General features: G+C 61.2%; 28 protein-coding genes. 9 read left to right on the forward strand and 19 right to left on the reverse strand.

Going from position 1 to position 26040, the window contains the following annotated elements; translation table 11 throughout:
- Positions 1-131: 131 nt before the first annotated feature.
- Entirely contained in the window at positions 132-1052 is a 921-nt protein-coding gene (locus tag E4P00_RS25570) for a LysR family transcriptional regulator (RefSeq protein ID WP_248133296.1), read from the forward strand.
- 103 nt (positions 1053-1155) lie between these two features.
- Here E4P00_RS25570 and E4P00_RS25575 read toward each other — a convergent pair whose 3' ends face one another.
- Entirely contained in the window at positions 1156-2157 is a 1002-nt protein-coding gene (locus E4P00_RS25575; protein WP_248133297.1) for an ABC transporter substrate-binding protein, read from the reverse strand.
- A 287-nt stretch (positions 2158-2444) separates the two neighbouring features.
- On the opposite strand from E4P00_RS25575, the gene E4P00_RS25580 reads away from it, so the two are divergent.
- On the forward strand, positions 2445-4043 hold the full coding sequence (locus E4P00_RS25580) for an ABC transporter permease (RefSeq protein WP_248133298.1): 1599 nt from the start codon (positions 2445-2447) through the stop codon (positions 4041-4043).
- The gene (locus tag E4P00_RS25585; protein ID WP_103734017.1) at positions 4040-4855 is read left to right on the forward strand and encodes an ABC transporter ATP-binding protein; all 816 of its coding nucleotides are present in this window, start codon (positions 4040-4042) and stop codon (positions 4853-4855) included. Before E4P00_RS25580 ends, E4P00_RS25585 begins: the two co-directional genes overlap by 4 nt.
- Here E4P00_RS25585 and E4P00_RS25590 read toward each other — a convergent pair.
- Positions 4842-5912 carry a fatty acid desaturase gene (locus tag E4P00_RS25590; RefSeq protein WP_248133299.1) on the reverse strand — a complete coding sequence of 357 codons (1071 nt, stop codon included), beginning with the start codon at positions 5910-5912 and terminating at the stop codon, positions 4842-4844. The genes E4P00_RS25585 and E4P00_RS25590 overlap by 14 nt on opposite strands.
- 101 nt (positions 5913-6013) lie before the next feature.
- On the opposite strand from E4P00_RS25590, the gene E4P00_RS25595 reads away from it, so the two are divergent.
- Positions 6014-7018, forward strand: coding sequence for an AraC family transcriptional regulator (locus E4P00_RS25595; RefSeq protein ID WP_078820003.1), 1005 nt, complete (start codon positions 6014-6016; stop codon positions 7016-7018).
- A 114-nt stretch (positions 7019-7132) separates the two neighbouring features.
- Here the strand turns inward: E4P00_RS25595 and E4P00_RS25600 are convergent, their stop codons facing one another.
- Positions 7133-7498: a response regulator gene (locus E4P00_RS25600; RefSeq protein WP_032878457.1), complete on the reverse strand. Its 366-nt coding sequence runs from the start codon at positions 7496-7498 to the stop codon at positions 7133-7135.
- 100 nt (positions 7499-7598) lie between these two features.
- Here E4P00_RS25600 and E4P00_RS25605 point away from each other — a divergent pair, with 100 nt between their 5' ends.
- Positions 7599-8072: a heme-binding protein gene (locus E4P00_RS25605; RefSeq protein ID WP_223018021.1), complete on the forward strand. Its 474-nt coding sequence runs from the start codon at positions 7599-7601 to the stop codon at positions 8070-8072.
- A gap of 28 nt (positions 8073-8100) precedes the next feature.
- Entirely contained in the window at positions 8101-8511 is a 411-nt protein-coding gene (gene uraH, locus E4P00_RS25610; protein WP_078820001.1) for a hydroxyisourate hydrolase, read from the forward strand.
- Here uraH and E4P00_RS25615 read toward each other — a convergent pair.
- Complete coding sequence (locus E4P00_RS25615; RefSeq protein ID WP_228309209.1) at positions 8506-9192, reverse strand: Crp/Fnr family transcriptional regulator; 687 nt, start codon at positions 9190-9192, stop codon at positions 8506-8508. The two genes, uraH and E4P00_RS25615, sit on opposite strands and share 6 nt — an antisense overlap.
- Positions 9193-9275: 83 nt before the next feature.
- Here E4P00_RS25615 and E4P00_RS25620 point away from each other — a divergent pair, with 83 nt between their 5' ends.
- Positions 9276-9803 (forward strand): Mpo1-like protein, encoded by a 528-nt coding sequence (locus E4P00_RS25620; protein WP_032878461.1) that lies wholly within the window; start codon positions 9276-9278, stop codon positions 9801-9803.
- A 62-nt stretch (positions 9804-9865) separates the two neighbouring features.
- Here E4P00_RS25620 and E4P00_RS25625 read toward each other — a convergent pair whose 3' ends face one another.
- The 6 genes from E4P00_RS25625 to dibA all read right to left on the reverse strand — a co-directional run bounded on the left by E4P00_RS25625 (position 9866) and on the right by dibA (position 16161).
- The gene (locus tag E4P00_RS25625; protein ID WP_005783710.1) at positions 9866-10846 is read right to left on the reverse strand and encodes a sulfate ABC transporter ATP-binding protein; all 981 of its coding nucleotides are present in this window, start codon (positions 10844-10846) and stop codon (positions 9866-9868) included.
- A 3-nt stretch (positions 10847-10849) separates the two neighbouring features.
- Entirely contained in the window at positions 10850-11722 is an 873-nt protein-coding gene (gene cysW, locus E4P00_RS25630; protein ID WP_005783709.1) for a sulfate ABC transporter permease subunit CysW, read from the reverse strand.
- A 13-nt stretch (positions 11723-11735) separates the two neighbouring features.
- Entirely contained in the window at positions 11736-12554 is an 819-nt protein-coding gene (gene cysT / locus E4P00_RS25635; protein ID WP_005783708.1) for a sulfate ABC transporter permease subunit CysT, read from the reverse strand.
- A 199-nt stretch (positions 12555-12753) separates the two neighbouring features.
- Positions 12754-13764 carry a sulfate ABC transporter substrate-binding protein gene (locus tag E4P00_RS25640; RefSeq protein ID WP_005783707.1) on the reverse strand — a complete coding sequence of 337 codons (1011 nt, stop codon included), beginning with the start codon at positions 13762-13764 and terminating at the stop codon, positions 12754-12756.
- 64 nt (positions 13765-13828) lie between these two features.
- Positions 13829-14011 carry a sulfur starvation response protein OscA gene (gene oscA, locus E4P00_RS25645; protein WP_074752461.1) on the reverse strand — a complete coding sequence of 61 codons (183 nt, stop codon included), beginning with the start codon at positions 14009-14011 and terminating at the stop codon, positions 13829-13831.
- A gap of 236 nt (positions 14012-14247) precedes the next feature.
- On the reverse strand, positions 14248-16161 hold the full coding sequence (gene dibA / locus E4P00_RS25650) for a phosphodiesterase DibA (RefSeq protein WP_248133300.1): 1914 nt from the start codon (positions 16159-16161) through the stop codon (positions 14248-14250).
- 166 nt (positions 16162-16327) lie between these two features.
- Here dibA and desA point away from each other — a divergent pair, with 166 nt between their 5' ends.
- A complete protein-coding gene (desA, locus tag E4P00_RS25655) occupies positions 16328-17512 on the forward strand; it encodes a delta-9 fatty acid desaturase DesA (protein WP_005783697.1) in 1185 nt (394 codons plus the stop codon).
- 188 nt (positions 17513-17700) lie between these two features.
- Entirely contained in the window at positions 17701-18702 is a 1002-nt protein-coding gene (locus E4P00_RS25660) for a sensor domain-containing diguanylate cyclase (RefSeq protein WP_248133301.1), read from the forward strand.
- Between the two features lie 99 nt (positions 18703-18801).
- Here the strand turns inward: E4P00_RS25660 and E4P00_RS25665 are convergent, their stop codons facing one another.
- The 9 genes from E4P00_RS25665 to E4P00_RS25705 form a co-directional block, all read right to left on the reverse strand.
- The gene (locus E4P00_RS25665; protein ID WP_248133302.1) at positions 18802-20010 is read right to left on the reverse strand and encodes an HDOD domain-containing protein; all 1209 of its coding nucleotides are present in this window, start codon (positions 20008-20010) and stop codon (positions 18802-18804) included.
- A 118-nt stretch (positions 20011-20128) separates the two neighbouring features.
- The gene (gabT, locus tag E4P00_RS25670; protein ID WP_005783681.1) at positions 20129-21406 is read right to left on the reverse strand and encodes a 4-aminobutyrate--2-oxoglutarate transaminase; all 1278 of its coding nucleotides are present in this window, start codon (positions 21404-21406) and stop codon (positions 20129-20131) included.
- Between the two features lie 178 nt (positions 21407-21584).
- Positions 21585-23027: an NADP-dependent succinate-semialdehyde dehydrogenase gene (gabD, locus tag E4P00_RS25675; protein ID WP_032878469.1), complete on the reverse strand. Its 1443-nt coding sequence runs from the start codon at positions 23025-23027 to the stop codon at positions 21585-21587.
- A gap of 296 nt (positions 23028-23323) precedes the next feature.
- Complete coding sequence (locus E4P00_RS25680; protein WP_003187551.1) at positions 23324-23638, reverse strand: RebB family R body protein; 315 nt, start codon at positions 23636-23638, stop codon at positions 23324-23326.
- 50 nt (positions 23639-23688) lie between these two features.
- Positions 23689-24003 carry a RebB family R body protein gene (locus tag E4P00_RS25685; RefSeq protein ID WP_005783676.1) on the reverse strand — a complete coding sequence of 105 codons (315 nt, stop codon included), beginning with the start codon at positions 24001-24003 and terminating at the stop codon, positions 23689-23691.
- Between the two features lie 82 nt (positions 24004-24085).
- Complete coding sequence (locus tag E4P00_RS25690) at positions 24086-24406, reverse strand: hypothetical protein (RefSeq protein ID WP_248133303.1); 321 nt, start codon at positions 24404-24406, stop codon at positions 24086-24088.
- Positions 24407-24446: 40 nt separating this feature from the next.
- Positions 24447-25073: a hypothetical protein gene (locus E4P00_RS25695; protein ID WP_003187547.1), complete on the reverse strand. Its 627-nt coding sequence runs from the start codon at positions 25071-25073 to the stop codon at positions 24447-24449.
- A gap of 82 nt (positions 25074-25155) precedes the next feature.
- A complete protein-coding gene (locus tag E4P00_RS25700; protein ID WP_078819992.1) occupies positions 25156-25728 on the reverse strand; it encodes a hypothetical protein in 573 nt (190 codons plus the stop codon).
- An 18-nt stretch (positions 25729-25746) separates the two neighbouring features.
- Positions 25747-25974, reverse strand: a complete 228-nt coding sequence (locus E4P00_RS25705; protein WP_003187543.1) for a RebB family R body protein — start codon at positions 25972-25974, stop codon at positions 25747-25749.
- Positions 25975-26040 lie beyond the last annotated feature (66 nt).

Raw genomic sequence — 26040 nt, forward strand, 5'->3', positions numbered from 1 at the left:
TCTATCCATATGCATTTTAGATCTAGCAAATGAATCAATGCTTCGTTGACGGAATAAGAGCTTGCATTTAAAACCTCAGCTTGCTCGGTCGCAAATGCCTTCGACCTATTTTTAAAATGCCGGGAAAGCATATGGATCTTCGCCAACTGCGCTACTTCATCGCCCTTAACGAACACCGCAGTTTCGTGCGTGCGGCGGACGCCATGGGCATCACCCAACCGGCGTTCAGCCGCAGCATCCAGGGGCTGGAACAGGAGTTTGGTTGCCTGCTGGTAGACCGCGGCCACAAGGACCTGCGCCCCACACCGGAAGGTCAGGTGGTGCTGCAACATGCCCTGAGCCTGGTGCATGGCGCAGCGCTGCTGAGCAGTGAAGTGACGCGCATGACCAAGCTCGACGCCGGCGACCTGCGCTTCGGCTGCGGCCCCGCGCCCGCCGTGAAACTGGTGCCGGATGCGGTGGCGCGGTTTATCAACGCCCACCCGAAAATCCGCACCAGCTTCCAGGTGGACAACTGGGAAACCCTCAGCCGCAGCCTGAGCCGTGAAGAGATCGAATTCTTTATCGCCGACATCCGTCAGTTCGAGGCCGACCCGAATTTCCAGACCCGTGCACTGACACCCAAGCGCGGCGTCTTTTTCTGCCGCCCTGGGCACCCGTTGCTGGCCAAGGACAGCCTGTCGACCAACGACATGTTCGACTATCCGCTGGCCGCGCCGCTGATCTCCCAGGGTATTCGCAAACTGCTGGCGAACCTGAGTGGGCGCATGGATTTTTCCCCGAGCATCCAGACCGAGCACTTCCCGGCGCTGGTGAAGATTGTGCTGCAATCCAACGCCATCGGCGTCGGCACCGAGGAAGCGTTCGCCGAGGATGTGGCCAGCGGTTCGCTGGTGCTGCTGCATTGGCGCAACCTGCCGCAGCACATGGATACCCTGAGCGCACGCTGCGGGATTGTCAGCCGCACGGGGTCGCGGTTGTCGCCAGCGGCGAAGGCGATGATCGAGACGTTGGTGGAGGTGGATAGTCAGCAGATAAGTGTGGCGGTTTGAAGGGCCTCATCGCAGGCAAGCCAGCTCCCACATTGAGCGGTGAACACATTCAAGTGTGGGAGCTGGCTTGCCTGCGATAGCGATAGCCCAGGCACCGACAAGCTCAGAGCCCCGCCGCCACCAAACCCGGCGCCACCCAATCGCTCACCTGAAACGACTTGCGAATCAGCTTCTCCTTCGAGGCCAAATCCACCGCGTCCTGCAATTTGCCCAGGAACACCGGGTCCAGGGTCGAGGGGAAAATCTCGCTGAGTTTCTGGTCTTTCAAATCATTGGTCAGGATCACCGGCGGGTAACTGGCCAGCCCCGACACCAGCGCGATATAGGCCTGTTTGTTGTTGTCATCGGTCAGCCACTGCACCGCCTGCTGCTGGGCCTTGAGCAACTTGGCCACCGCGTCGGGGTGTTGGTCGACAAACTTGGCGCTGCCCACCAGCACGGCCTGGATACTGCCGGCATCGCCCAGGTCTTTGGTGGTCAGCGGTATTTCCGCCAGGCCTTTGGCTTGCAGCGCCGTCAGGGTGGAGCCTCCCCAGGTGGCGTCAATCTGCTTGGCAGCCAGGGCAGCGCTGGCGGCATTGAAGTCCAGGTTAATGACCTTCAAGTCCTTTTCACTCAAGCCCTGGCTGGCCAATGCGCTGTCGAACGACAACTGGCTGGCCGTGCCGCGGAACACCGCCACACGTTTGCCCTTGAGGTCTTGCAGCGTCTTGATGCCAGAGCCCGGCACCACGCCGAGGTAGTGCTTCACACCACGCGCGGTGGCGCTGAGCAGGCGAGTATCCAGGCCATTGGAGCGGCCGATGATCGCCGCCAGGTCACCCAGATAGGCAAGGTCCACCTGGCCATTGGCGAAGGCTTCATTGATCACAGGGCCTGCGCCCTTGAAGTAATTCCACTGGATCTTGATGCCTTGGTCGGCAAAGGCTTTTTCATAGATTTGCTGTTCACGCAAAACGTCGGTGATGCCGCCGCCACTGTGCTGGCTGCCGGCACTGAGGTCGGGCACGGCGATGCGAATTTCCTTGAGGTCCGCGGCATGTACCAGCCCGGCCAGGGCGGTACCGGCGAACAGACTGATCAGACGTTTGAAGGGCAGTTTCATAAGCGCAGCTCCTGGTGGGCGACGGTCGCCTGGGGAGCAAAAAATAGGCACAGCACGAACAAAACTTTAAATACTATAAATGCACAATTTAATAGCTTTTTGGACTATGCGAGCGAATACACAGGCTCCAGAGCGGTATGCATGAACAGCATCGAAAATATTCTTCGAATGCATTGGATGCGTGGGGAGCTGAGGCTTTAAATGATTTCTCTTATCTCGCAATCATCTTGATTACGTTTTTATAAGATCGAAATCACATAATGCATTTGGCGACACGGAGGTCTTCCATGGCCCGGATTTCACTTTTGAGCCTACCTCTGCCGGCCCCGTCCAACGGCAGAGTGCCGCGTTGGCCGCAGCTGAGTCAGCGCCTGTTGCCGTGGCTGCTGCCGTTCACGTTGTTTGCCCTATGGTGGTTGGCCAGTCGCAATCACTGGATGAGCGAACAGATTCTGCCCGCCCCCACCCTGGTGTGGAGCAGCGCAGTGGAGTTGGCCGGTGGCGAGTTATGGAGCCATCTTGCGATCAGCTTGCAGCGCCTGTTCTGGGGCCTGCTGGCCGGTATCGGCGTGGGCGCGATACTCGGCGCAGTCCTGGGTTTCAGCGCCCGCGCCGAGCGTTTGGTGTTCCCCACGTTCAGCGCGCTGTCGCAGGTCCCGACCCTGGCGTGGATTCCGCTGTTCATGGTGTTTTTCGGCATTGGCGAAACCTTGAAACTGGTGGTGCTGGTCAAGGCCATTGTGGTGCCCGTAACCCTGCACACCTTGGTGGGCGTGCGCGACGCCCAACCCAACCTGCGCGAAGCCGCCCGCGTGTTGCGCCTGCCCACCCACTTGCTGATCCGCCGCCTGATCCTGCCCGCTGCGCTACCAGCGTTCATGGCCGGGGTACGCCTGGCCCTGGCGGCGGGCTGGACATCGTTGCTGGCCGTGGAGTTGCTGGCCTCCAGCGAAGGCATCGGCTACCTGATGGTGTGGGCGCGCCAGTTGTTCATGCTCGATATTGTCTTTGTGTGCATCGTGGTCATCGGTGTGCTGGGCGTAGTGATGGACCGCGGCATCGGTTGGCTGGATCGCAAGTGGGTGTACTGGCCCCATCCGGCTACAGCGCAGATCCGCCGCGGGCCACGCTATGAAGGCTGGCAACGCTTGCAACCGTGGCTGCTGCCGCTGCTGTTGCTGGCGCTGTGGCAGCTGGCGACGCAACAGGGCTGGGTCGACCCGAATATTCTGGTCAGCCCCTGGGCGGTGCTGCAAACCACCATGGCCGGTGTGCTGGATGGCAGCCTGAGCGCGGCTTTAGGCAAAAGCCTCGGCCGGGCCGTGGGTGGCTTGCTGCTCGGCGGCAGCCTGGGCTTTGCCGTGGGCTTGTGGCTGGGGCTGTCGCGGCGCAGTGAGCGGGTACTCGGCCCGACCCTGGCCGCGCTGCGCCAGATCGCGATTTTCGCCTGGGTGCCGCTGCTCACCGCCTGGTTCGGCCTGGGTGAACTGGCCAAGTGGGTGTTTATTGCCCTCGCCGCGTTCTTCCCGTTATTCATCGCCACTCAGCGCAGCGTGCTCAACCTGTCGCCGCAACTGCGCGAAGCCGCCCAAGTGCTGCGCCTGAGCCTGTGGCAACGTCTGCGTCGCCTGGTACTGCCGGGCGCAGCGGCGGGTATTTTCGCCGGCCTGCGCCTGAGCCTGATCTACGCCTGGATGGGCACCATCGGCGCGGAATATTTCATGCCTTCGGACGGCGGCATCGGCAGCCTGATGATCGGCGCCCAACAGCTGCTGCGCATGGACCTGATCATGAGCGGCATGCTCCTGGTCGGCCTCACCGGCGCCGCCCTCAACCTGATCGGCCAACGCATCGAAACCCGTGCCACCCGCTGGAGACACGCATGAACGCACCGATTGTCAGCTTCAACCATGTGGGCAAAAGCTTCGATGTCGACGGCTTCGAACTGGAAGCCATCCGCGAATTCAACCTGCAGATTGCCGAAGGGGAATTTGTCGCGATTGTCGGCGCCAGCGGTTGCGGCAAGTCCACCCTGCTGCGTCTGCTGGTGGGGCTCGACACGCAATATCGCGGCGAGATCCAGGTTGATGGCAAGGCCGTCAGCGGTATCGGTGGCGAGCGCGGTATCGTGTTCCAGGAGCACCGCCTGTTTCCCTGGCTGACCGTGGCGCAGAACATCGGCCTGGGCCTGGTCAACGAGCCGCTGAACGAGGCCGAGCGCAACCGGCGCATCCGTGACTTTATCGAGCTGGTGGGCCTCACCGATTTCACGCGTGCCTACCCGCATCAACTCTCCGGCGGCATGGCGCAACGGGTGGCGATCGCTCGTGGCCTGGTAGCCAGCCCACGCATCCTGTTGCTGGACGAACCCTTCGGCGCCCTCGACGCACTGACCCGCCAGCAGATGCAGGACGAACTCCTGGCAATTCGCGCCCGCGCCAGGATCACCACGGTACTGGTCACCCATGATGTGGAAGAGGCGATTTTCCTCGCCGACCGCGTGGTGGTGATGGAGCCCCGGCCGGGGCGCATCAAGCAGGTGGTGGACATCACCCTGCCCCACCCGCGCCAGCGCAGCAGCTTTGAATTCCACCAACTGCGCGAACAGTTGCTGCATGAACTGATCAGCGACGACCACTACCAGCCGCCGGTGCGCGAACAGATCCGCGATTTGCCCCTGGCGTTCATTGCTTGCTGAAAGCGAGTTTGACGCCCGGCTGCTCCTGGCGCTCAAACCGATTGGCCCGGGCGAAGGTGCCGAAATCATTGAAGCGCACACCCATCTCGGCCATGACCTTATGCGCCACCTTGACGGTCATCTGGCGAATGTAGAACGGCTCCTTCACCACAAAGTGATGGATGCCATGGGTGCTGCCGAAGTTGAAGCAGAACGCCTGCAACGGCCACAGCCACCAGGGGTTCAATACCTGGGTCTGCTGGATCACGTTGCCCAGTTCCACATCGCCGTAGTAGTGCATGTTGGAGCTGACAAAGTGCAGGCAGAACGTACGCAATACGTTGGGGCCGATGATCACCACTGCAGCGATGTCGATCACCTGCATCATCTGCAAGGTGCCGGCCGACCACATGATCGGCGCGCCCAACAGGCTGGCGATGCCGTTGGCGGCATGAAAGCCGAGGAAGACGTACCAGGCGCCCCAATGCAGCAGTGCCAGCGGGGCATACACCAGCACCACGCGCTTGAGGATGCTGAGCTTGTGTGCCCAGGTCTTGGCCCGCAGCATTCGGATCAAGGCCGACATCATGTTGTCGCCCACCATCAGCAAGCGCGCAACCCCCCAGGGCTCGCCGTTGGTAATGGCGCGCTCTTCCATATCGGTCTCCGTGCCGGAGACCTTGTGATGGTTGAGGTGCAAATGCCGGCGTATCCACGGGTTGATCGTGCTTGGCCGTGCCAGCCATACCAGGCCCATCATCAGGTTGTGGGGCAGGCGCTGCTTGCGAAAGTACATGCTGTGGATCAGGTCGTGCTCTAACTCGTGGGTCAGTGAAGCAAAGAACGCATTGAGCAGCAGGCACGCCCACCAGGCCAGGTGACCGCTGATATAGAGCGCCGCCGAGCCGAGCATGCCCAACAAGGCAAACGCCAGGATGCCCGCGCCCAGGGCGTCCTGATGCAGCAGCCAGGGATGGCGCTGGCGCAATCGGGCGCCCTCGGCCAGCACCACCTCACGGATATGCGCTGAACGTTGTTGTGCGTTCATCTGTTGGGGACTTGCAGAAGTACCGTCCATGCTTCCATCCTCTTGTACATTGATGTGTCCATCCTGCCCTAAGCGATCGGGCAGGACGCTAGCCCCGGACGCCAACCTGTTGACCGCAAGCGCCAATCGCCATGACCGAACCCACTTCCCTCGCCAGTTGGACCCGCGCCCTGCGCAAGCAGCTCGACGCCCTGGGCCTGAACAGCGCCACGCTGTGCGCCGAGGCCGGGCTCGACCCGCAGCAGATGGACGACCCCAACGCACGCTATCCGTTGTCGGCCACCACGCGCCTCTGGCAACTGGCGGTGCAGGCCAGCGGTGATCCGGCGATTGGCTTGCGGGTGTCGCGGTTCGTCAGCCCCACCACCTTTCACGCCCTCGGTTATGCCTTGGTGGCCAGCGGCAGCTTGCGCGAGGTGTTCGAGCGCATCGTGCGCTATCACCAAGTGGTCAGTGACGCCCTGAGCCTGGAGCTGACCCGCCATGGCGACGCGTATCACTTTCGCCTGCTCCAACCCCAAGGCAGCCCCGCGCCAGCGCCGGAGGCCATCGACGCCTTCGTGGCGATCTATGTGCGCACTTGCCGCAACCGCCTGGGGCGTGACTACGCGCCGTTGGCCGTTTATCTAATGCGCCCGGAACCCGCCGACCCCACGCCGTGGCATACCGTATTGCGCTCGCCGGTGTTTTTTGCCGCCAGCGAAGACCGCCTGGAGTTCGCTGCCCACGACTTCGACAGCCATCTTGACGACGCCAACCCGGAATTGGCCGAACACAATGAAACCGTGCTCAAGCGCACCCTCGCCCACCTGCAACCGCTGACCTGGGAGCGCAAGGTGCGCGCCGTGATCGAGGCGCAATTGCCCGATGGCGAGCCGAGTGCCGAACGCGTTGCCCAGGCCTTGCACCTGAGCTTGCGCAGCTTGCAGCGCCACTTGGCGGATGAAGGCTGTCGGTTTGATGCGCTACTCAATGAGTGCAGGCAGAACCTGGCGTTGCTGCACCTGAGGGATCCGCAGTGTTCGTTGGCCGAGATCAGCCATTTGCTGGGGTTTGCCGATACCAGCAGTTTCAACCGGGCGTTCAAGCGCTGGACGGGGATGACGCCCGGGCAATTTCGGGAGGGGTTGCGGTAGGAGGATTTTCAGTGGCTGTGATGGCCTCATCGGGGGCAAGCCCCCTCCCACACTGAACTGTGAACGCGGTCAAATGTGGGAGGGGGCTTGCTCCCGATAGCGGTCGCCAGGCAATCAGCGCCCACGATCCCGGCGCAATACTTTCCTCACCCGCGCCACTAACACCTTGGCGTCAAACGGCTTGAGCAAGTAATCATCCTCATGCAGCTCCAACCCCCGCAACCGGTCTTCAATCCCGCCAGGCGTGGTCAAAAACAAAATCGGCGTTTTGCCGCGTTGGCGAATCGCCTGCTGCAATTTCCAGGCGTTCAAGCCCGGCAGCATCACATCCAGAATCACCAGCTCGTACACAGTGCTTTCCACAAACCGCTGCGCCGCCATGCCGTTGGCCGCAACTTCCACAGAGAAGCCGGCCTCGCTCAGGCCCTGGGCCATAAGCTGCGCCAGTTGCGGCTGGTCTTCCACTAACAACACCTGCATGTCTTACCTCTGGGTTTGATTACAAACCTGTCATCCAATTGTGCGGCTTTTGTCCGCGTCCACTGGCTACCGTGAGCACCTGCCTCCTGGAGCCACAAACATGTATCGCACCGCTTTGTTCTTGAGCCTCGCTGTGACCACCGCTGCACAGGCAACGCCACCACTGCCACGCCATGCCGAGCTGGATTTGCACACTGCGCGCCAACTGGCCGACGCCAGCCTGGCCCACTGCACGGCCGCGCTGACGGTATTGGACCGCGGTGGCAATTTGCTGGTGGCCCTGCGGGCGGACGGTGTCGGCCCGCACAACAGCTTCGCCAGCCAACGCAAGGCATACACGGCGCTGTCGACCAAAACCCCAACCCGGCTGTTTGCCGAGCGTGCGCGTAACAACCCCGAAGCCGCCAACCTTAACAGCTTGCCCGAGTTGCTGTTGCTCGGCGGCGGCGTGCCGCTGTTCGCTGATGCTGAACTGGTCGGCGCGCTGGGCATCGCCGGTGCCGGCGGCGCTGCGCAGGACGAAGCCTGCGCCGTACAGGCTGCCGAGCAACTGGGCTTGAAAACCACCCCTTGATTCCACCCACTGTCACAAGGATTTCTCGATGAAAAACCTTAGCATGACCCTTGCCGCCCTCAGCCTGAGCGGCCTGTGCAACCTGGCCCTGGCCGCCGGCAACCCGCTGAGCGTACACGTGCTCAACCTGGAAAACGGCCTGCCATCGGCCGGTGTCAGCGTCACCCTGGAACAGCATGTGGGCGATCAGTGGCAATCACTGTCCCAGGGCGTGACCAATCAACAGGGACGCATCGCCGAACTGTTCCCCGCCGACCAGAGCATGAAGCCGGGCGAGTACCGTGTGGTGTTCAAGACCGGCGATTACTACAAGAAGGCCAACCGCGAGACGTTCTTCCCCGAGGTGCCGGTGATTTTCCAGGTCAAGCAGGTCGACCAGCACTACCACATCCCGCTGTTGCTCAGCCCTTACGGCTTCTCCACCTATCGTGGTTCATAGGCCCGCGGCAAGGCGCAGCCCGGCGAGGTCCAGTATCTCGATGGCGCCGTAGCTCAAACCAATGATGCCCTGTTGCTCCAGCGCCTTGAGCAGACTGTTGATGGTCTGGCGCGACAGGCCCAGCATCGCCGCCAGATCCTCCTGAGGCAGTTGCAACATGCGGCGCGCCTGCTCTATTTCGCCGTAACCCTGGGCGATCATCAGCAACCGATGGGCCAGACGTGCCGACGCGGGCATCAGGCTTATCTGCTCAATGTTGATCAAAGACAGGCGCAGTTTATGGCTCATCAACAGCGCCATATCGCGCCAGAACACCGGATGCTGTTCGAGAATGGCGAGGATGGCCGCCTGCGGTACCTGCAACAGCGTGCAGGCTCCCGTGGCGAGGGCATCGTGGGTGCGTGGCAGGTTGTCGAACAGGCAGATCTCGCCGAACCAGTGAGGGGTTTCCACCAGGCTCAATACCGCTTCCTTGCCTTGGGCGCTGACGGCACTGATGCGCACCGCCCCTTCCAGCACCGCATACAGGCCACACGGCGGGTCGCCGCGTTTGAACAGGAACTGCCCCGTTGCAAGTACGCGCAACCGCGCCGCCCCCAGCAGGCTACGCTGAAAGTCTGGCGGCAAGTGGCTGAACCACTGACCGCGAACCAATTGCGCGTGCCATTTGCCTGTGTCCATGGGAACTCCGAAGATTGTCGCCCAATTGACAGTTAGGCACCGACTGACAGGGCATGATCAAACATCCTACAGGAGGAACAACAATGAAAAGCCTCGTCGACCACCTCAGTCAATACGCCGCCTACCACCGCGACCCGCGCAATATTGTCAGTCACTTTATCGGTATCCCATTGATCGTGGTTGCCGTGGCCGTGCTGCTGTCACGCCCCGAGTGGACGGTGGGTGGCCTTTGGGTCTCGCCAGCGGTGCTCCTGGCGTTGTTCTCGGCGTGGTTCTACCTGCGCCTGGAACTGGCCCTGGGCGCGCTGATGACGGTGTTGATGGGTCTGTCGGTATGGGCTGGGCATGTATTGGCGGCACAGAGCACGATGGTATGGCTGAGCAGTGGCGTGGGTATGTTTGTGGTGGGCTGGGTGATTCAGTTTGTCGGGCACTACTACGAAGGCAAGAAACCCGCGTTTGTGGACGATGTGTCGGGGCTGATCGTGGGGCCGTTGTTTGTGGTGGCGGAGTTGGCGTTTTTGCTGGGGTTGCGGCAGGACCTGCAAAAGCAGATTGAACAACGTTCAGGCCCGGTGGGACGCCGCGATCTCAAGCCAAGTGAAGTCTAAATGTGGGAGGGGCGGTGCGACGATTCGACTTGCCCCCTCCCACATTGGGTTCTGTATTGAGCTTAAGCTTTTTGCCAGACCTTGGGTTTGAAGAACAGGGTCTCGCCACGGGCCAGCCCGGTGAGGCTGTCGTGGTCTTTCACCACCTCGGCCTCGATCAGCTCGCTTTGCCCTTCCACCTTCAAGGTCACGCGAGTCGTTGCGCCCAGCGGACGAATATCGCGCACCTCGGCCGCATGGTGATCTTCCAGTTCATGCCGCGACAACGACACTTCGTGGGGGCGGAACAGCAGGTGCTTGTCTTCGCCCAAATGCAGGCGGTTCGAATCACCCAGGAAGTGATAAACAAAATCGCTTGCCGGGTTTTCGTAGACATCCCCCGGTGAGCCGATCTGCTCGATCACGCCCTTGTTCATCACCACGATGCGGTCGGCGACTTCCATGGCCTCTTCCTGGTCGTGGGTCACAAACACCGAGGTCAGGTTGATGTCTTCGTGCAGGCGCGCCAGCCAGCGGCGCAGCTCTTTACGCACCTTGGCATCAAGGGCGCCGAAGGGCTCGTCCAGCAGCAGCACTTTAGGCTCCACCGCCAGCGCGCGGGCCAGGGCGATACGTTGACGCTGGCCACCGGAGAGTTGTTCCGGGTAGCGGTCGGACAACCAATCGAGTTGCACCATGTTCAGCAGTTCGTGAACCTTGGCCGCGATCTGGCTTTCATTCGGGCGCTGGTTTTTCGGCTTCATGCGCAGGCCGAAGGCGACGTTGTCGAACACGGTCATGTGGCGGAACAAGGCGTAGTGCTGGAACACAAAGCCAACATTGCGATCCCGCACATCGTGGCCGGACACGTCTTCGCCGTGGAACACGATGCTGCCGGCATCCGGGGTTTCCAGGCCGGCGATGATGCGCAGCAAGGTGGTCTTGCCGCAGCCGGACGGGCCCAGCAACGCCACCAGCTCGCCACTCTGGATATCCAGGTTGATGCTGTCCAGGGCCTTGAAGGCGTTGAAGTTCTTGCTGACATTACGGACTTCGATCGACATGACTTATTCCTCACCGGCGCTGTTGCGCAGGCGGTTGATTCGGTTCTCGCTCCACTGCTTGAGCAGCAGGATGAAGAGCGCCAGGATCAGCAACAGGCTGGCCACCGCAAACGCGGCAACATGGTTGTATTCGTTGTAGAGGATCTCGACGTGCAGCGGCAGGGTGTTGGTGACGCCGCGAATGTGCCCGGACACCACCGACACCGCGCCGAACTCGCCCATGGCCCGCGCCGTGCACAGCACCACGCCGTAGATCAGGCCCCATTTGATGTTCGGCACGGTGACATGCCAGAACATCTGCCAGCCATTGGCGCCCAGCAGGCGCGCGGCCTCTTCTTCCTGAGTGCCTTGCTCCTGCATCAGCGGGATCAGCTCACGGGCCACGAACGGCACAGTAACGAAGATGGTCGCCAGCACGATGCCGGGCAAGGCGAACACGATCTGGATGTCATGCTCCTGCAACCACGGCCCGAAGAAGCCCTGGGCGCCGAACATCAGCACGTAGACCAGGCCCGCAATCACCGGTGAAACCGAGAACGGCAGGTCGATCAACGTGACCAGGATGCTTTTGCCACGGAACGAATACTTGCTTACGCACCAGGCCGCGCTGACCCCGAACACCAGGTTGAGCGGCACCGAAATCAACACGGCGATCACCGTGAGTTTCAGCGCCGACAGCGCATCCGGTTCAAGGATCGCGGTGAAGAACGAACCCAGGCCATTCTTCAGGCCCTGGGACACCACGATCACCAGCGGCAACAGCAGGAACAGGGCGAACACCAGCCAGCCAAGGCCGATCAGGATACGTCGCGACGTCGCGCTGCCACGGCGGGCAGCGTTGGCCGAGGACGCGGCGGAAATAGACGATTGGGACATGTTCCGCGCCTCCTTATGGACGTTCGATGCGCCGCTGCAACAAGTTGATCAGCAGCAGCAAGACAAAGGAAACCACCAGCATCAGCACACCAATGGAGGTGGCGCCGCGGTAGTCGTATTGGTCCAGCTTGACCATGATCAGCAACGGCAGGATTTCGGTTTTCATCGGCATGTTGCCGGCGATGAAGATCACCGAACCGTACTCACCCACGCCACGGGCGAAGGCCAACGCGAACCCGGTCAGCCAGGCAGGCAACAATGCCGGCACGAGGATATGGCGGAACACCTGCAGTGGCTTGGCACCCAGGCAAGCGGCCGCCTCTTCGACTTCCCGGGGGATATCGGCCAGTACCGGCTGCACCGTGCGCACCACGAAGGGCAAGGTCACGAAGGTCAGCGCCAGGGTGATGCCCAAGGGGGTATAGGCGATCTTGAAGCCCAGGTCGGTTGCAAACTGGCCGACCAGGCCGTTAGGCGCATACAGCGCGGTCAAGGCAATACCGGCGACGGCAGTGGGCAAGGCGAACGGCAGGTCGATCATCGCATCGATGATCTTGCGGCCGGGGAAGGTGTAACGCACCAACACCCAGGCCAGCAGCGTGCCGATCACGCCGTTGATCAGCGCGGCGTACAGCGCGGTGCTGAAGCTCAGCTTTAACGCCGCCAGCACGCGAGGTGCGGAGATGATGTTCCAGAACTGATCCCAGGTGAGTTGGGCGGCGTGTACAAACATCGCCGCCAGCGGGATGAGCACGATCAGGCTGAGGTACACGACGGTGTAGCCCAGCGTCAGCCCGAAGCCGGGTATGACGGGGGAAATACGACGCGACATAAGAGTCCTTGGTTAAAGGGTAGACACCACTGTAGGAGCGCGCTTTTTGTGGCAGCTGGCTTTTCTGTGGGAGCCGGGCTTGCCCGCGATGCAGGCACCTCGGTGTATCAGCCACACCACGGTGATGCTATCGCAGGCAAGCCAGCTCCCACACAAGCCCAGTTCCTACAGAAAGTCAGGCCCCTACAGTTACTTTGGCTTACTGCGCCGTGTAGATCTGGTCGAACACGCCACCGTCGTTAAAGAATTTCGGTTGGGCAGTTTTCCAGCCGCCGAAATCTTTGTCGATAGTCACCAGGTCCAGTTTCGGGAACTGCTGGGCGTATTTGGCGGCTACTTTTGCATCGCGTGGGCGGTAGAAGTTTTTCGCCGCAATCTCCTGGCCGGCCGGGCTGTACAGGTGTTTGAGGTATTCGGTGGCGATCTCGGTATTGCCTTTTTTCTCGGCGTTCTTGTCGACCACAGCCACCGGCGGCTCCGCCAGGATCGACAGGGACGGCACGACAATGTCGAACTTGTCGGCGCCGCCGTCTTCTTTCAAGGCCAGGAACGCCTCGTTTTCCCAGGCCAGCAATACGTCACCCTGACCGTTGTTGACGAAGGTAATGGTAGAACCCCGGGCGCCGGTGTCCAGTACCGGGACGTGCTTGAACAGCTCTTTCACGTACTCCTGAGCCTTGGCTTCGCTGCCTCCGGCCTTGAGGCCATAGGCCCAGGCAGCAAGGAAGTTCCAGCGCGCCCCGCCGGAGGTTTTCGGGTTGGGCGTGATCACCGACACGTCTTTCTTGATCAGGTCGCCCCAATCCTTGATGCCTTTAGGGTTGCCCTTGCGCACCAGGAACACGATGGTCGAGGTGTACGGGGTGCTGGCGTCCGGCAGACGCGTCTGCCAGTTTTCCGGCAGGGTCTTGCCCAGCTTGGCGACTTCATCGATGTCACCGGCCAGGGCCAGGGTCACCACGTCGGCGCGCAGGCCGTCGATCACTGCTCGTGCCTGCTTGCCCGAGCCGCCGTGGGACTGCTGGATCTTGACGTTGTCGCCGGGGTGAGACTGCTTCCAGAAGTTGGTGAACTCTGCGTTGTAGTCCTGGTACAGCTCACGGGTCGGATCGTACGAGACATTGAGCAACTCGTAGTCCTTGGCAACAGCGGAACCGGCAAACACGGCACTGGCCAGCGCGGCCAAGGCATAACGGCGAATCGACGACATAGAAGCTCCTGAAATTCTTGAGTGTTGGCTTTTCTTATAGTTGCGGGTCTATCGCCGTTCTTGCTCAGCTCGGTTTGTTACCCGGGTTCTGCAGACGGAATTTTTCCTTGCGCTCGATCTGTACCACTTGGGCGTTGTGCACAGTGATTTCCACCGCGCCAAAGCGCAGATCGCGCAAGGCGCTCTGGATCTCACGCAAAATGGAAGCTTCGTCCTGGCCGTCGACGCTACGTAGAGATGCGCTCATGGTCTCGCTCCTGAAATGAATAGTGCCTGGCAGTGACGACACTGCTCGCGGCGTGAGGGCGATAGTAGATAAGCGTGGATATTCTTAAAAATACTATTTAAGAATGTTTATATAACCAGAAAGAATTTTCTGATAGGGCGCGGGGTTGCGGGTGGATTTTCTGCTCAGATGCTGAAGTTAAGGCCTGATGTGATCCAAATGTGGGAGCAAGCCCCCTCCCACATTTTGAGCGCATTTCAAGTCTGGATTTGGGGTGCTCGGGTCCAGTCGATAGCGTCGGCCGGCATCGGTCGTCCAAACCAATACCCCTGGCCCATATCGCACTCCTGATCCAACAGGAACCGCGCCTGTTCCACCTGCTCGATTCCTTCGGCATGTACCTGCATCCCCATGCTTTTGGCCAGGGCGATGACCACGCGCACGATCGCAGCGTCGTCTTCGTCCCACGGCAGACCGGCGACGAAGCCTTGGTCGATTTTCAGCTTCTGCACCGGCAGGCGCTTGAGGCGCAACAGCGAAGAGTAGCCAGTGCCGAAATCGTCGATGGCCAGGCGCAAGCCCAGTTCGCGCAGACGGTGCAGTTGCTCAAGGGCCACCTCCGGGTCGTCCATCACAGCGCTTTCGGTGACTTCCAGCTCAAGAAACGCCGGGTCCAGGCCCGTGTCGTGCAGCACCTGAGCCACTTGTTCATAGAGTTCACGCCGGGCAAACAGGCGGCTGGAGACGTTGACGGCGATAAAGCCCAACGGCGCGCCGTCCGCCAGCCATTGGCACATCTGCCGGCACGCCTGGTCCATCACCCACGCGTCGATATCGGCAATCAACCCGGTGCGTTCGGCGATGGGGATGAATTCGCCAGGGGGCACCAGGCCGCGCTCCGGATGCTGCCAGCGCACCAGCGCTTCAACGCCCACCAAACGGCTGTCGGGCAGGTTATGCACCGGCTGGTAGTAGACGCGCAGTTCCTGCTGGTCGAGGGCACGGCGCAGTTCGCTGGCGATCTCCACGCGATTTTGCGCGTGAGCGGTCAGCTCTTCGGTGTACAGGGCATAGCCCTCGCGGCCGGCGCTCTTGGCCTTGAACAACGCGGAGTCGGCGTTGCGCAGCAATTGCTCGGCGCTCAAGGCATCGCTGGGGAACAGGCTGATGCCGATACTGGCGCTGATAAACAATTGATTACCGTCAAAAACAAACGGGTCTTTCATGGCATTGAGCATGCGCTGCGCCAAGGCAGCGGCCTGGATCACCTGTGGACAACTTTCCGCCAGCACAGCGAACTCGTCGCCGCCCAGCCGCGCGAGTGTGACCCCAGGCCCGAACAGGCCCTTGAGACGGTCAGCCACCAGCTTGAGCAACTGGTCTCCAACATTGTGGCCCAGGCTGTCATTGATGATCTTGAAGTGGTCCAGGTCCATCAACAGCAGGGCACAGCCACGCTTGTGCACTTGCGCCGAGGCCAGGGCCTGCTCGGTACGATCGGTGAATAAAAGGCGGTTGGGCAGGTCGGTGAGCGGGTCGTGATGGGCCAGGTGCGCCAGTTCGTGTTCGGAGTCCTTGATGGCGCTGATGTCCGAGAACACCGCGACGTAATGGCTGATATGGCCCCGCTCATCGCGAATCACACGGATGGTTTGCCACTGTGGATACACCTCGCCGCTTTTGCGGCGGTTCCAGATTTCGCCGCTCCATTCGCCTTCGCGTTCCAGGGTCTGAAACATCTGTTGATAGAAAGCCGACGAATGGCGCCCGGACTTGAACAGGCTGGGCGGCTGGCCCATGACGTCGTCCCGGCGGTAGCCGGTAATCTCCATGAATGCCCGGTTGACGTGCACGATCAGGCCCTGGGCATCGGTGACCAATACACCTTCGCGGGTGCAATCGAACACGGCTGCCGCCTGTTGCAGGCGTACGCGGTTTTCTTGCAGGGGCAGCTGCAGTTGGTGGGCGCGGGCGAAACGTACGCCCATCAGGTATATAGCCAGCGCACTCAGGGCTACCCAGACGTAGCCGCGAAGTTGCAGCCAATGCGCCAGCGCCCCCGGTTCATCGATAAAGTTGATCAATAATTGGTGGCTGAGTCTGAGCCATACAACGGAAATCAGCAGGTATACCAGCCCCGCACGTAGGGCTCCTCGGTATGAAAACAGCATATGGTCAGTAATCCTTACCAAAAAAACAGAATCGCCCTACGAAGGCTGGGGATTATAGAATAAGAAACATCCAGTCACTCCTATCTGAAAGAGCGGCTGGTTTTCTCTGTAGGCTTAGTGATAATGCGTGAGCTGTTCTTTTCTTTATCTGAGGGCCATACAGCCTATGTGGTACAACGGTTTTCTTGACCTGTCAGCCTGGCAACTGGTGGCAGTCACGCTGTTGATGACCCACGTGACCATTATTGGGGTCACTGTCTATCTGCACCGTTATTCGGCCCATCGCTCCCTTGAGCTCAATGCCGGCCTGAAACACTTCTTCCGCTTCTGGCTGTGGCTGACCACGGCGCAGAACACCCGCGAGTGGACCGCCATCCACCGCAAGCACCACGCCAAATGCGAAACCGTCGATGACCCGCACAGCCCGGTGATCAAGGGCCTGTCCACCGTGCTGCGCAAAGGTGCCGAGCTGTACCGTGCCGAGGCGGAAAACCCCGAGACCCTGCGCATCTACGGCAAGAACTGCCCGGACGACTGGATCGAACGCAAGCTCTACACGCGCTACCCGCTGTTGGGCGTGGCGCTCATGGGCGTGATCGACCTGCTGCTGTTCGGCACCATCGGTATCACCATCTGGGCGATCCAGATGATGTGGATTCCGTTCTGGGCCGCCGGCGTGATCAATGGCCTGGGCCATGCCGTGGGCTATCGCAACTTCGAATGCCGTGACGCCGCCACCAACCTGGTGCCGTGGGGCATCATCGTCGGCGGCGAAGAGCTGCATAACAACCACCACACCTACCCCAACTCGGCCAAGCTGTCGGTGAAGAAGTGGGAGTTCGACCTGGGCTGGGCCTGGATCAAAGTGTTCAGCTTCCTGCGCCTGGCCAAGGTGCAGCGTGTTGCCCCCATCGCCCACCGTGTCGAAGGCAAGGGCAGCCTGGATATGGACACCGCCATGGCGATCCTCAACAACCGTTTCCAGATCATGGCCCAATACCGCAAGTTGGTGATCGGCCCGCTGGTCAAGCAGGAGCTGGAGAAGGTCGATCATTCGGTACGTCACCAGTTCCACCGTGCCAAGCGCCTGTTGTCACGGGAAACCAGCTTGCTGGATGACCGTCACCACTTGCGCATCCAAAGCATGTTGGAGCACAGCCATGCGCTGACCGTGATCTATGAAAAGCGTCTGGCGCTCCAGCAGATCTGGCTCAAGACCAGCACCAATGGCCACGATATGCTGGCCGCGATCAAGGAATGGGTGCACGAAGCCGAGGCCAGTGGCATTCAATCCCTGCGCGACTTTGCCCACCAGTTGAAGACCTACTCGCTGCGCCCTGCGGCGGTCTGACGGTACTGTGGGAGGGCTTGCCCTCCCACACACTGGCTTTTTGGCGCCATTTTCCGGGCACCGTCAATCCACGCCGATCACGGAACTTCACTGCAAATCCCCTCTCTCAAAGAACACTTCGCCATCATGGTGACCCCTTGTAGTGACCGCTGCTCCATCCTGCGGCGCGCCCAGAGAGAGTTGTACCGATGGTTCACGAAAAGCCCTGCCTGCCCGATGTGCCCACTGCCGAGCCGCCGCGTCCAGCTGCGGCGGCGACCCTGTTGGCGCTGATGCATGCCCAGGGCGAAGTGGAGCGGCTGAGTGAGCGCGAGCAATTGCTCAGTTCGCTGTTGGTCAGCGTGAACGCCGTGCTCTGGGCCATCGATTGGGCAACCCGTCGCGTGCTGTATGTGAGCCCAGCCTACGAGCGCATATTCGGTCGTTCGGCCGGTTTGCTGTTGGCCGACCACCGCGAATGGCGCAACAGCGTTCACCCCGAAGACCTCGATTACGCCGAACACAGCCTGGCCCGCGTGCTGGAACAAGGCGCCGTGGAAGACCGCGAGTACCGCATCATCACCGCCGACGGGCAAATCCGCTGGCTGAGTGACAAGTGCTACATCAACCAGCAGGTGGTGCCCGGTGAACCGCTGATTGTGGTTGGCATGGCCGAAGACATCACCGAAAAGAAACTGCTGGAGCTGGAACTGCAACGTCTGGCCACCACCGACGTGCTGACCCAAAGCAGCAACCGCCGGTATTTTTTCGAATGCGCCAACCAGGCGTTCGACAACGCCTGCGTTCAGGGCACGCCGCTGGCGTTCCTGTTGCTGGACATCGATGACTTCAAGGACGTCAACGACACCTACGGCCACCTGGAGGGCGATCAGGTGCTGCGGCGCATCGCTGAGAGTGGTCGGGGGGTATTGCGCCGTGGCGACCTGTTCGGGCGCATTGGCGGCGAAGAATTCGCCGCTGTGCTGCCCGGTTGCGCGCCAGAAATGGCCCTGCAAGTAGCCGAACGGCTGGGCAAGGAGATCCAGGCCTTGTTGTTCAGTTATGAAGGGCGCGAGTTCAGCGTGACCGTCAGCCAGGGCCTGGCCGGCCTGCGTGAAGATGACTCCACCCTCGACAGCCTGTTCGCCCGGGCGGATGCAGCGATGTATGAGGCAAAACGCCAAGGCAAGAACCGCGTTATAGCCGGTTGATACCGATCAACTGTGGGAGCTGGCTTGCCTGCGATGGCGTCTTGGCTGACCCACCGCTATCGCAGGCAAGCCAGCTCCCACAATTGATCGGTGTGTGTTTCAGGTTTTGCGTACTCGCGTCAGTTCGGACAAGCCCACCTTTAGCAGCCGTGCGGTCTTGCTGCCGGCCAGCTCTTGCAGCCCCTCGTGCTCGGTCAACCGCGCCATCTGCGTCGCCAGGTTCACCACCAAGGCTTCGCGTGAATACACACCGCCTTCCAGTGAATAGGTGGCCGCGATCAATTGGCGCAACTCCAACGGCAAGCGCCAGCGAGTGCGCAACGCCGAACCGTAGGCGGCGCCGAAGTTGTCGAGGGATTCGCCTATGGCTTCGTCATCCAGTGCGCCGCCGCCCTGGCGCCAGTCCTCCAGGCAGCGCAACAAGGCCAGGTCGCCCAACCGATGCAGGATGCAGGCGCTGTAGCAGCGCTGGTGATCCAGTTCCAACATGCGTGCCAGGCGCCGGGCGTACTCGGCGCTGTCCTCGGACAACTGCCAGTGCCGCTCGGCGTAGGCCACCAGCCCAGGGTCACCCAGCACCACGTTGTGCTTGAGCGCAAGGCCCAGGATGAGGTTCATGCTTTGCCCGGGGACCAGCTTGTTCAGGGCCGCGTGCAGAGTCTGCACCGGCGTGCCGTGATACCCGGCACTGTTGGCGGCAGCGATCAGCACAGCGGTGATTTGCGGGTCCATGCGCACCTGATCTTCAAGCTGCTGCAGGTCCACGCCCTCGGGGCCCAGGCTGCGATGCACCGCCGCTTTCACGTCCACGCGCAACGGTGCGCCATCGCAGACCTCTCGGCGCTGCTCCAGGAATGCTGGCAAGGTCATTCCCGGTGCCAGCGCCGGGATCTCGCAATACACGCTTTCGCCCTCGTTAAGCAGCAGGTCTTGCAGGCGCTGGGTCAGGCTCTCCATGTTCAGCGGGCGGGTCAGGTAGGCCGTGGGCGCCAGGGGCAAGGCTTCGCGTACGCTGGCGCTGTCGTTGCGACTGCTCAGCAGAATAAATGGCAATGCGGGGGAGCGGCGCTGCTGGCGCACACTGCGCAGCAGGCTCAGACCATCGACGCCTGCAAGCTCCCAATCCGCCAGGATCAGGTCATAGCTTTTCTCACGTAACAGCGCAGCAGCGTGGTCACCATCTGCGCACACATCCAGCCGCGCGTCACAACGCACATTCAACAACACTTGCTTGAGCAGGTCCCGCGACCAGGGGTCCGCCTCGGCAATCAACACTCGGGGTACAGCAGGTAAATCAACAGCAGTCATCCAGCACGCTCCATCGGCAATGCTTGCACCTTAGACAATGCCGCCGCGTGCGTAAAATGAAGCAGGCACAAAAAAACCGCCGAAGCGGTTTTTTTGCTTTTCGTAGAAGCGGGGCGTGTCAGAGTTCGGAGAAACACTCTTCGATAATCGCCAGACCCTTGTCCAACTGCTCGTCCGGCGAGGTCAGCGGCACCAGTACGCGCAACACGTTGCCGTAAGTACCACAGGACAGCAGGATCAAGCCCTTGTCACGCGCCTTGGCCACCACGGAGGCAACGGCGGCAGCGTTTGGCTTGTGGGTGTCGCCGTCTTCGAACAGCTCGACCGCGATCATCGCGCCCAGGGCACGCACTTCGCCGATCACCGGGTACTTGGCCTGGATGGCCTTGAGGCCGGTCACCAGGCGCTCGCCGACAGCCTTGCAGCGGTCCAGCAGGTGCTCTTCTTCGAACACTTCCATCACCGCAAGGGCTGCCGCACAGGCAATCGGGCTACCGGCATAGGTACCGCCCAGGCCGCCTGGGGCAATGGCGTCCATGTATTCGGCCTTGCCGCACACACCGGCCAGTGGGAAGCCGCCAGCGATGGATTTGGCGAAGGTGGTCAGGTCGGCGGCAACGCCCATCTGTTCCATGGCGAAGAAGGTACCGGTACGGCCGGCACCAGTTTGCACTTCGTCGGCGATCAGCAGGATGCCGTGCTTGTCGCACAGTTCGCGCAGGCGCTGCATGAAGGCTTTCGGCGCGACGTAGAAACCGCCTTCGCCCTGTACCGGTTCGATGATGATTGCAGCGATATCACGTGGCTCGGCATCGTTCTTGAAGATGCGTTCGATGCTGGCGATCGAGTCATCGACGCTCACACCGTGCAGTTCGTTCGGGTACAGCGCACGGAACACGCCACCTGGCATCAGGCCCATGCCGGCCGAGTAAGGCACGACCTTACCGGTCAGGCCCAGGGTCATCATGGTGCGGCCGTGGTAAGCGCCCGTGAAAGCGATCACACCAGCGCGGCCCGTGGCGGCGCGGGCGATCTTCACCGCGTTTTCGACCGCTTCGGAACCGGTGGTGACCAGCAGGGTTTTCTTGGCGAAATCACCCGGCACCTTGGCGGCGACTTTTTCGCACACTTCGACGTAGGGCTCGTAGGCCAATACCTGGAAGCAGGTGTGGGTCAGCTTGTTCAACTGCTCGGTCACGGCCGCGATGATTTTGGGGTGCACGTGGCCGGTGTTCAGCACGGCGATACCGCCGGCGAAGTCGATGAACTCGCGACCTTCAACGTCGGTCACGGTGGCGTTCTTCGCCGAGTCGGCGAAGATCGGGTGAATCTGGCCAACACCGCGCGGTACAGCGGCTTCGCGGCGTTTCATCAGGGAAGCGTTGGTCTTGCTCATAAAGTCCTCATTCGCCACTCATCGGGTGGCGTGGTCCAAGGCATACGTGGCGGGGAGGCAACTACGGCAGCATTCGATGATCGACTGCCCCAGCTTTCCCGGCCACTACGAATTACGATGTGAAACACGCAAAGGGACAGCGCTCTCGTGCCCTCTGCGTTTACTGCAATCCCGCGCCTTAGATACCCAGGCAGAGGTATTTGATTTCCAGGTAATCCTCGATCCCGTACTTGGAGCCTTCACGGCCCAGGCCCGACGCCTTGATGCCGCCGAACGGCGCCACTTCGTTGGAGATCAACCCGGTGTTGACGCCGACCATACCGTACTCCAGGGCCTCGGCCACACGGAACACACGGCCCAGGTCACGGGCGTAGAAGTAAGAGGCCAGGCCGAACTCGGTGTCGTTGGCCATCGCGATAACGTCGGCTTCATCTTTGAAGCGGAACAGCGGCGCCAGCGGGCCGAAGGTTTCTTCCTTGGCCACGGCGGCGTCTTTGGAGACGTTGGTGAGGATGGTCGGCTCAAAGAAGTTGCCTTCCATCGCCTTGCCACCGGCCAGCAGCGTGGCGCCTTTGCTCAGGGCATCAGCGATATGTTCCTGAACCTTGGCCACGGCTTTTTCGTCGATCAGCGGGCCCGTGGTGGTGCCTTCTTCCAGACCGTTACCGATCTTCAATTTGGTCACCGCCACCTTGAGCTTTTCAGCGAAGGCGTCGTACACCGAATCCTGAATGTACAGACGGTTGGCGCACACGCAGGTCTGGCCGTTGTTGCGGTACTTGGAGATGATCGCGCCTTCGACGGCCTTATCCAGGTCGGCGTCGTCGAACACGATGAACGGCGCGTTACCGCCCAGCTCCAGGGAGACTTTCTTGATGTCCTTGGCGCATTCGGCCATCAACTGGCGACCAATTTCGGTCGAGCCGGTGAAGGACAATTTACGCACGATCGGGTTGCTGGTCAGCTCGCCGCCGATATCGCCGGCGCTGCCGGTGACTACGCTGAGCACGCCTTTGGGGATACCGGCGCGGTGCGCCAGCTCAACCAGGGCCAGGGCCGAGAAGGGGGTTTGCGAGGCCGGCTTGATCACCATGGTGCAGCCGGCGGCCAGGGCCGGGCCGGCTTTGCGGGTGATCATCGCTGCAGGGAAGTTCCACGGGGTGATGGCTGCGGTCACGCCGATAGGCTGCTTGATCACGATCAGGCGCTTATCGGGCTGGTGGCCGGGGATCACGTCACCGTAGATGCGCTTGGCTTCTTCGGCGAACCACTCGATAAAGGAGGCGGCGTAGACGATTTCGCCCTTGGCTTCGGCCAGTGGCTTGCCTTGTTCGAGGGTCATCAGGCGGCCGAGGTCGTCCTGGTTTTCGATCAACAGTTCAAACCAGCGGCGCAGCTTGTTGGCGCGCTCCTTGGCGGTGAGTGCACGCCAGGCCGGCAGGGCCTTGTCGGCGGCTTCGATGGCGCGGCGGGTTTCCGCGGCGCCCATCTTCGGCACGGTGCCGAGAATCTCGCCCGTGGCGGGGTTGTTGACCTTGATGGTCTGACCGTTGTCCGCATCGACCCAAGCGCCATCGATAAAGGCTTGCTGGCGGAACAATTGGGTATCTTTGAGCTGCATGTCGGCTTTCCTTAACAGCACCGCGCGCACGCGGAGCGAATTAGAGTTGTTGAAAGGCGCCTTGTGGGCTGCCGTCAGGGAAATCAGCCCCAGCGCGCAGAAGAAATGAAAGTGCGCACGGGAGACAGAGCGTTTGAAATCTCAAACGAATCCTAGGATCAATGGGGGTACAGGGCAATAGGATGTTCGAAAAAAAGAACGAATATGGCGCATCCGGCTCATCTTTCAGATCAAGCGCACACACGACAACAGCCCCGGAGCCTTGTGGGCGCCGGGGCCGTTGGGGACCTCGCAGCTTAAGGTTGGAACGACTTGAGCACGGCCAGCAGGCTGGTCAAGTTGTCGGCCACGCCGCCCTGGGCGACTTTTTCGGTGGCCGCGGCGCCAGCGGTGGTGTCGACACTGTAGATCTGCATCACGCCCTGGTTGGTGGCCGCCTGGGCCAGGGTGTTTTGTTGCTGTTGGGCCGAGACCGAGTTCTGGAACAGGATCGCCGTGGCCTGGCCCATGGATTGGTAGATGGTGCTCATGGCCATCGCGGGTGATTCGGCAACCACCTTGACGTTGGTCTGGGTGACGGCATCGGTGATTTGCGGGCTGACTGTACTCATGGTTGAAACTCCTGGGTTGAGAAAGAACAACATCCGTTATCGCTCAGTGCTTAAGGCTGGAAAGACTTGAGCACGGTCAACAGGCTGGTGAGGTTATCCGACACGCCGCCCTGGGCGACTTTCTCGGTGGCCGCCGCACCTGCGGTGGTATCGACGCTGTAGATCTGCATCACGCCCTGGTTGGTGGCCGCCTGGGCCAGGGTGTTTTGCTGCTGTTGGGCCGACACGGCGTTCTGGAACAGAATCGCCGTGGCCTGCGCCATGGATTGATAGATGGTGCTCATCGCCATCGCTGGCGATTCGGCCACCACTTTGACGTTGGTCTGGGTGACCGCGTCGGTAATTTGCTCGTTAACAAATGCCATGATCAATTTCCTTATTTAGTACACGGTGCATTCCGTGTTCATCAATGAACGTTGCCAAACAAGGGCTGTGAAACCTGTGGCTTCAGGATTTCGCAGGTCCGGCCCGGGCGGCCTCGATCCGTGCGATCAACTGCTGGATCTCCTTGTTCACTTCACGCTTGAGATCCAACTGCTCGACGCTTTGATCGGGCGCGCCATTCAGCGCTTGGCGTACCGCCGCCTCGCTCTGCTGGGCGGCCTGGCGAATGGCCTGCTCGTTGGTCTTCGATTGTTCAAGCACCTGCACCGCGCGCTTGAGGCTTTCGTCAACGATGGCTCGCGGCGCACCCTCGAGCATCTGCGGGCTGCGCAGCATCGCCTCAAGCCGCTGGCGATCAGCGCTGGATAGAACCGGTGGCTGCATGTGAACCTCCTGCGGCACTGGCTGGGCGGCAACAGCGCCGCTAAAGCCGCACCTCAACGTTGTCCTGCCAGAACCCTGCAAAGTAAAAGTGCGGCGAGGAATCACAGAAGGTCGCCAACTCCGCAGGCGTTATGGCGCTAGGCTGGTTGGGGAAAATGGCAGGCGGAGGCGGCAGCAGATTGGCCTCGTTGTAGAGGTTGCCGACTTCATAGCAGTTGGCCGCGAACTGCGAACAAAAGGACCCGCTGCCGATGTCGATGGACTCGTTGATCCGCGTCACCAGGCTGGTATCGGAAGTCCAGCGCCGAAAGGCTGAGATCATCGCGTTCCACACGCTATAGCGGCCCCGGATATCACCGCCGATCTTGTCGAAGTAGAACTGCTTGGCAGCTACCGTCGCCGCCTCGCCCAGTTCGGTATCCACGCAGGAAAACACCATCGCCGAGCGCGGCGGTTTTTCCAGGCTCAGGTCGGTCAGGGCCAGGCCACTGCCGACACTTTCGATCACCATCGTGTCGCTTACCGCAATCGCCGGGTGAACCACATTCAGGTAGGTCGTGTCCTGCGAGAACACCTTGGCCTTGACCAGTTGACCGGCTTTGATAAACGCCCGCGTAGCGCTGTCGTCATCTTGTTTGACAGAAAAAATAATATCTCCAGGCTGCATGATGTCGCTCCTCACTCAAGAAAAGTTGCTTTCAAGTTGCTGTTGCACCGCCCCAGCCGAACGCTGGAGCGCTGTGCTGGGTTCAGGCCGCTGGCGCGGCCCGGTTGGCCAGGGTGCTCGCGTACTTGGCGATGCTCTGGTCGATCTTGTCGATGGCCACGCTGGCGGCTTCGGCTTCCATGGCTCCGGCGGCGGCGGCCACGGCGGCAGCGGCGCCCACCAGCAGGTCGGTGGCCAAGGCGCCCAAGGCGTCTTCGGCAGCGCCTGGCAGGTTGTCGTTGACGATGTTCTCGGTCATTTGCTGGAGCAGCACGGCCTGGGCCGCCAGGGCGATCTTGCTGACCCCGTCGAAGTACCCCGCCGCCGCCTGCGCCACCAGCCCGGCCGCCTGGCTGATCATCATGTCGGCCGGCACCGCGATCTGCGCCGGCGCATAGGCAAAGTTCTGCGCGTTGGTGAACTGCACCGCCTGCACGATCTGGCTATTGAGCGCCGCCGTGCTATCGGGCGACGGCGTGCTTACCTGGTTGAGCAGGTGCTCGTTCATGCGCGCCATGATCGAGCGCGAGGCCGGTGCAGCGGGCGCTGGCGGCGGCGGGTCGGCGGCGGGCGTTGCTTGGGAGGCGGCGGGTTTCTTTCTGCTGAACCACGACATAATCAATCTCCCGAGGCCTCAGCCCTTCTCGCCAATCTGCATGATCAGCGCCACGGCCTTGGAGATCACCGCGTTGGAAATCTGATTCATCGCCTGCTGGCTATTGACCGCGTTCTGCAACGACAGGCCCGCCGCGCTGCTGGCCACCTGGTACAGCGACGCGATGGCCTGGGCCGGCGCCTCGGCCACCACCTTGACGTTGGTTTGAGTGACCGCGTCGGTGATCTGGCTGTTGACCTCTGTCATACATCTCTCCTTGATGGCATTCACCCAGGTTTGGGTGTGGATAGCGGCGGCGTGCTGCGCTCATAT

The sequence above is a fragment of the Pseudomonas sp. B329 genome (assembly GCF_023127835.1).
Lineage (GTDB): Bacteria > Pseudomonadota > Gammaproteobacteria > Pseudomonadales > Pseudomonadaceae > Aquipseudomonas > Aquipseudomonas synxantha_A.

Bases quoted from the DNA above. Each gene is read 5' to 3' on its own strand.
- dibA (WP_248133300.1), bottom strand. From the start codon at position 16,161: ATGCTGTTTTCATACCGAGGAGCCCTACGTGCGGGGCTGGTATACCTG.
- cysW (WP_005783709.1), bottom strand. From the start codon at position 11,722: ATGTCCCAATCGTCTATTTCCGCCGCGTCCTCGGCCAACGCTGCCCGC.
- oscA (WP_074752461.1), bottom strand. From the start codon at position 14,011: ATGAGCGCATCTCTACGTAGCGTCGACGGCCAGGACGAAGCTTCCATT.
- E4P00_RS25570 (WP_248133296.1), top strand. From the start codon at position 132: ATGGATCTTCGCCAACTGCGCTACTTCATCGCCCTTAACGAACACCGC.
- E4P00_RS25640 (WP_005783707.1), bottom strand. From the start codon at position 13,764: ATGTCGTCGATTCGCCGTTATGCCTTGGCCGCGCTGGCCAGTGCCGTG.
- E4P00_RS25685 (WP_005783676.1), bottom strand. From the start codon at position 24,003: ATGGCATTTGTTAACGAGCAAATTACCGACGCGGTCACCCAGACCAAC.
- E4P00_RS25620 (WP_032878461.1), top strand. From the start codon at position 9,276: ATGAAAAGCCTCGTCGACCACCTCAGTCAATACGCCGCCTACCACCGC.
- E4P00_RS25600 (WP_032878457.1), bottom strand. From the start codon at position 7,498: ATGCAGGTGTTGTTAGTGGAAGACCAGCCGCAACTGGCGCAGCTTATG.
- gabT (WP_005783681.1), bottom strand. From the start codon at position 21,406: ATGAGCAAGACCAACGCTTCCCTGATGAAACGCCGCGAAGCCGCTGTA.
- uraH (WP_078820001.1), top strand. From the start codon at position 8,101: ATGAAAAACCTTAGCATGACCCTTGCCGCCCTCAGCCTGAGCGGCCTG.
- E4P00_RS25590 (WP_248133299.1), bottom strand. From the start codon at position 5,912: ATGGACGGTACTTCTGCAAGTCCCCAACAGATGAACGCACAACAACGT.
- E4P00_RS25625 (WP_005783710.1), bottom strand. From the start codon at position 10,846: ATGTCGATCGAAGTCCGTAATGTCAGCAAGAACTTCAACGCCTTCAAG.
- cysT (WP_005783708.1), bottom strand. From the start codon at position 12,554: ATGTCGCGTCGTATTTCCCCCGTCATACCCGGCTTCGGGCTGACGCTG.
- gabD (WP_032878469.1), bottom strand. From the start codon at position 23,027: ATGCAGCTCAAAGATACCCAATTGTTCCGCCAGCAAGCCTTTATCGAT.
- E4P00_RS25580 (WP_248133298.1), top strand. From the start codon at position 2,445: ATGGCCCGGATTTCACTTTTGAGCCTACCTCTGCCGGCCCCGTCCAAC.
- E4P00_RS25660 (WP_248133301.1), top strand. From the start codon at position 17,701: ATGGTTCACGAAAAGCCCTGCCTGCCCGATGTGCCCACTGCCGAGCCG.
- desA (WP_005783697.1), top strand. From the start codon at position 16,328: ATGTGGTACAACGGTTTTCTTGACCTGTCAGCCTGGCAACTGGTGGCA.
- E4P00_RS25705 (WP_003187543.1), bottom strand. From the start codon at position 25,974: ATGACAGAGGTCAACAGCCAGATCACCGACGCGGTCACTCAAACCAAC.
- E4P00_RS25680 (WP_003187551.1), bottom strand. From the start codon at position 23,638: ATGAGTACAGTCAGCCCGCAAATCACCGATGCCGTCACCCAGACCAAC.
- E4P00_RS25585 (WP_103734017.1), top strand. From the start codon at position 4,040: ATGAACGCACCGATTGTCAGCTTCAACCATGTGGGCAAAAGCTTCGAT.
- E4P00_RS25695 (WP_003187547.1), bottom strand. From the start codon at position 25,073: ATGCAGCCTGGAGATATTATTTTTTCTGTCAAACAAGATGACGACAGC.
- E4P00_RS25615 (WP_228309209.1), bottom strand. From the start codon at position 9,192: ATGGACACAGGCAAATGGCACGCGCAATTGGTTCGCGGTCAGTGGTTC.
- E4P00_RS25575 (WP_248133297.1), bottom strand. From the start codon at position 2,157: ATGAAACTGCCCTTCAAACGTCTGATCAGTCTGTTCGCCGGTACCGCC.
- E4P00_RS25665 (WP_248133302.1), bottom strand. From the start codon at position 20,010: ATGACTGCTGTTGATTTACCTGCTGTACCCCGAGTGTTGATTGCCGAG.
- E4P00_RS25700 (WP_078819992.1), bottom strand. From the start codon at position 25,728: ATGTCGTGGTTCAGCAGAAAGAAACCCGCCGCCTCCCAAGCAACGCCC.
- E4P00_RS25690 (WP_248133303.1), bottom strand. From the start codon at position 24,406: ATGCAGCCACCGGTTCTATCCAGCGCTGATCGCCAGCGGCTTGAGGCG.
- E4P00_RS25595 (WP_078820003.1), top strand. From the start codon at position 6,014: ATGACCGAACCCACTTCCCTCGCCAGTTGGACCCGCGCCCTGCGCAAG.
- E4P00_RS25605 (WP_223018021.1), top strand. From the start codon at position 7,599: ATGTATCGCACCGCTTTGTTCTTGAGCCTCGCTGTGACCACCGCTGCA.